3 protein-coding genes are annotated in these 4,506 nt (G+C 45.1%); all 3 read left to right on the top strand.

What is annotated here, in order from left to right; genetic code table 11:
- Positions 1 to 349: hypothetical protein (locus tag VH187_RS20005; protein ID WP_329703196.1), on the top strand; the 349-nt coding region annotated here is incomplete at its 5' end.
- Positions 327 to 839, top strand: coding sequence for a hypothetical protein (locus VH187_RS20000; RefSeq protein ID WP_329703195.1), 513 nt, complete (start codon positions 327 to 329; stop codon positions 837 to 839). The genes VH187_RS20005 and VH187_RS20000, both read left to right, overlap by 23 nt.
- Positions 840 to 862: 23 nt before the next feature.
- Positions 863 to 4,506, top strand: a 3,644-nt coding sequence (locus VH187_RS19995) for a DUF5906 domain-containing protein (protein WP_329703194.1), incomplete at its 3' end; no start/stop codon positions are given.

The raw sequence follows: 4,506 nt of genomic DNA, 5'->3' as shown, positions 1-4,506 counted from the left end.
TAAAGACGTTCCATACATAATCCATATCGATGAGTTCAGGGAAAACCCCCTAAGCCACGATCAAACGACATACACGTATTACGAGATGGATGATGTGTTGTCGGACTCAAGAGACACAACTGTCGATGATATGGACAGAGTCATTGGCCTTGGGAATCTGGGCAAATGGGGTCACGGTTCACAAGACCCCAACGTCGTTTATATTCGTAATGAAGAGCTTGGTATGGACATCGAAGTTGTTCGTGACAGGGGAAGTTACTTTGAAACGATCAATCCAACTATCAGACATTCGGCTGACGTTAGACGACGTCCTAACCGTAGATTTGATGATGACGAAACTGTTCAATGAAGGATATTTCGACTGGTTAATCGCTCAGATCGATACCGGTAGAACTCATAGGACGTTCGAAGACTTATTCCGATGTATGCACCGTCGCGAATTTGTCTGGTTTATTCCCAATGATGATAATCGTGTTGGAGATGCTTGGGATCTTCGGCGGGAATTCTGGGGAGAGGGTCATCCATTACCTCAAAACGGGGTCTCAATCCTTGAGGTACTTGTGGCTCTCTCCCGCCGGGCAGCTTGGGTTAGTAGTGGTGAAAGTCACGAATGGATGTGGATATTCATCAAGAATCTCAAATTAAACAAGTTTCCTGATCCAATTTCATTTAGGAAAGAAAATCAAGTTGAAGACATTCTTGAAACTTTTGTATGGCGAACTTATGCACCAAATGGTGAAGGCGGTCTCTTCCCGCTTCATGAAACAAAGGAGGATCAAACCAAGGTAGAGCTTTGGTATCAGATGCACGCTTATATCAACGAAAAAATTCCTATCTAGGGACCAAGCAATGAAGGAGCTGAGTGGACTTCTATCAGATCCTAACCAGAGAAACCAAAGACCACACCATGGAGTTATATCCTGACTTCATGGTAGGTCGTTCTCAGGATCTGATGATTCAAGGACGAAGCTTTTACGCCATATGGGATGAACAACGCGGTTTATGGTCTCGTGATGAGTATGATGTACAACGGCTTGTAGACGAAGAACTACAACAAGAAGCGGATAGACTGTTTTCAGAGACTGGGATTCGTTATCGAGTAAAGAAGATGCGTTCATTCAATAGTAATGTCTGGGCGCAGTTCAAAAAATTCATAACACAGATCAGTGATAACAGTCATTCGTTGGACACCAAGATCACCTTTGCCGATGACAAAGTAAGGAAGAAAGATTACGTAAGTCGTACTTTGTCTTATGCTTTGGAAGAAGGTGATATTTCAGCTTGGGAAGAGTTGGTCGGTACTCTATATTCTGTTGAAGAACGGGCCAAGATCGAATGGGCAATCGGATCCATAGTTGCAGGGGATTCTAAGAAGATTCAAAAGTTCATTGTATTTTATGGACCTGCCGGTTCCGGGAAATCGACAATCCTCAATATCATCGAAAAGTTGTTTGAAGGATACACAACTTCGTTTGATGGTAAGGCCTTGGGTCGTGGGGATAGTACATTTGCTACGGAAGCTTTTAAACACAATCCATTAGTCGCCATTCAGCATGATGGTGACTTGTCGCGAATTGACGACAATACTCGGCTGAATTCAATTATCGCTCATGAACAGATGACGATGAATGAGAAGTACAAGCCGAGTTATACATCTCGTGCTGACGCCATGCTGTTCATCGGATCAAATCAGCCTGTAAAGATTGCGGATGCAAAGTCTGGGATCATACGCAGGCTGATCGATGTTCATCCTACCGGGGTGAGAATTCCGGTAAGACACTATAACACGCTGATGAGCCAGATCGAATTCGAGCTCGGCGCCATAGCTGCTCATTGCCAAAGAGTATATTTGGAGATGGGCAAGAATTATTACAACAATTACAGACCTCTTGAGATGATGTTGCAGACAGATGTCTTCTTCAATTTCATAGAGGCATATTATGATCTGTTCAAGGCCAAAGATTCCATAACCTTGAGCAAAGCATATTTACTGTACAAAGAATATTGCGCTGAAAACGGTATTGACCGTCCACTACCACAGTACAAGATGCGTGAGGAGCTCCGCAACTACTTCGACGACTTCAAGGATCGAGGTGAGGTAGATGGAGAACGTGTACGGAGCCTCTACTGCGGGTTCAATGCCGAGAAGTTCAAGATGCAGAAAGACGATTCAGCCTCATTTTCGCTGGTCATGGAGGAAACCGAGTCATTATTTGACAAGGAATTTGCCAATCAACCTGCGCAAGTGGCGTCTGAAACTGATGTGCCTGAGAAGAAGTGGGAAAAAGTAAGTACCCAACTAATAGACATTGACACGTCTAAGGTACATTTCGTAAAGGTGCCTGAAAACCACATCGTTATTGACTTCGATTTAAAGGAGCAGAACGGTCACAAAGCACTTGAAAGAAACCTCGAAGCAGCATCGCAGTGGCCAGCAACGTATGCTGAGCTCAGCAAGTCGGGAAAAGGAGTCCATCTCCATTATCAATACAAAGGAGACATCACTAGTCTCGCGAGTACGTACTCTGATGGGATCGAGATCAAAGTCTTCACGGGAGATGCGTCGCTTCGGAGAAAGCTGACGCGATGTAACGCCGTCTCTATTGCAGAGTTGAGCGGTGGACTGCCCCAGAAGCAGAAAAAGGAGAAGATGCTCAAGGCCAAGACTATTACAAGTGAAAAGGGCCTTAGAGATCTGATAGAAAGGAATCTGAGAAAAGAAGTTCACCCAGGCACGAAGCCATCGGTTGATTTCATAGCCAAGGTTCTTGATGATGCGTACGAATCGGGAATGAAATACGACGTAACTGACTTGCGTCCCAGGATTCTTGCTTTCGCCAATAACAGTACGCATCAAGCTTCTATATGTTTGAAGACCGTACAGACAATGAAATTTCAGTCAGATCCAGAAGTTGGGTCTGATAGAGGCATAACAGTAGACGACGATCGGATGGCCATATTCGACGTCGAAGTCTACAAGAACCTGTTTGTCATTTGCTGGAAGTTTCGCGGCGATGACAACATTGTCAGGATGATCAATCCAAAGCCCCATGAGGTCGAGGCATTGTTCAAACTGAAACTCGTTGGTTTCTATAACCGCAGGTATGACAATCATATTCTCTACGCAGCGTCTATGGGCTACTCAACCGAGCAATTGTTCGTGCTCAGCCAGAAGATGATCGTCGATGGCAATCAGAATGTCCGATTCGCCCAGGCGTACAATCTCTCTTATGCCGATATTTGGGATTTCAGCTCTATCAAGCAAGGATTAAAGAAGTTCGAGATAGATCTAGGGGTACACCATATGGAATTAGACATTCCCTGGGACGACCCTGTAGACGAAAAGGATTGGCCGAGAGTAGTCGAATACTGTTGCAACGATGTTCGAGCAACTGAGGCCGTGCTCGAAGATCGCAAAGCCGATTTTACAGCTCGTCAGATATTGGCTGAGCTCAGTGGACTTGCGATAAATGATCCGACGCAAAAGCATACTGCGAAGATCATATTCGGCGACGATAAGAATCCTCAACGTCATTTCGTTTATACAGATCTAAGTAAGGAGTTTCCAGGTTATGTCTTCGACTCAGGAAAGAGCTCTTACCGTGGAGAAGATCCAGGAGAGGGTGGATATGTCTACGCCGAGCCAGGAATTTACGAGAATGTGGCTGTTCTTGACGTGGTTTCTATGCATCCGAGAAGTATTGCGGTCCTGAATCTATTCGGTAAGTACACGACTAAATACAACGAACTTACAAAAGCCCGGATAGCGATCAAAAATCAGGAATACGATGAAGCGCGCAAGATGCTGGATGGGAGACTCGAGCCGTTTCTTGTAGGGGCAGAGGAAGACAAAGTCGGAGAGAGACATGGTACGGAGCTGGCCTATGCTCTGCGAATTGCGCTCGTCATCGTCTATGGCTTGACGTCGGCCAAATTCGATAATCCGTTCCGTGATATCAGGAACAAGGATAACATCGTCGCCAAGCGTGGCGCTCTCTTCATGATCGATCTGAAGAACGAATTGATTAAGTTGGGCCATAAGGTAGTTCACATCAAGACCGATTCAGTGAAGATTCCAAATGCCACAGACCAGGCTATTGTTGATGTTAAAACTTTGGGATCCATGTATCAGTATGATTTCGAACATGAAGTAACCTATGACAAGTTCTGTCTCGTGAATGACGCGGTTTATATTGCTAGAACAGGTAGTGAATGGACGGCCGTAGGATCTCAATTCCAACATCCATACGTCTTCAAGACGCTGTTCTCTGGTGAAGAAATCACTTTCAACGATCTATGCGAAGGCCGAAGTGTTGTTCAAGGGACTATGTACCTTGACAAAGATGATCATGAAAAAGATGAAGCTCTTGTTTATCGTAATATGCGTCATCTTGGCCGCACTGGTCGCTTTGTACCTGTTATGGAAGGAGGCGGAACTCTCTATCGGGTCAAGGACGACAAGTACTACGCCGTTACAGGGACCAAAGGGTACAAGTGGATGGACGC

The organism is Scandinavium sp., assembly GCF_036271055.1.
Classification (GTDB): domain Bacteria; phylum Pseudomonadota; class Gammaproteobacteria; order Enterobacterales; family Enterobacteriaceae; genus Scandinavium.
Note: the sequence above shows the minus strand (reverse complement) of the source record. Positions and strands in the feature narration are given on the sequence as shown.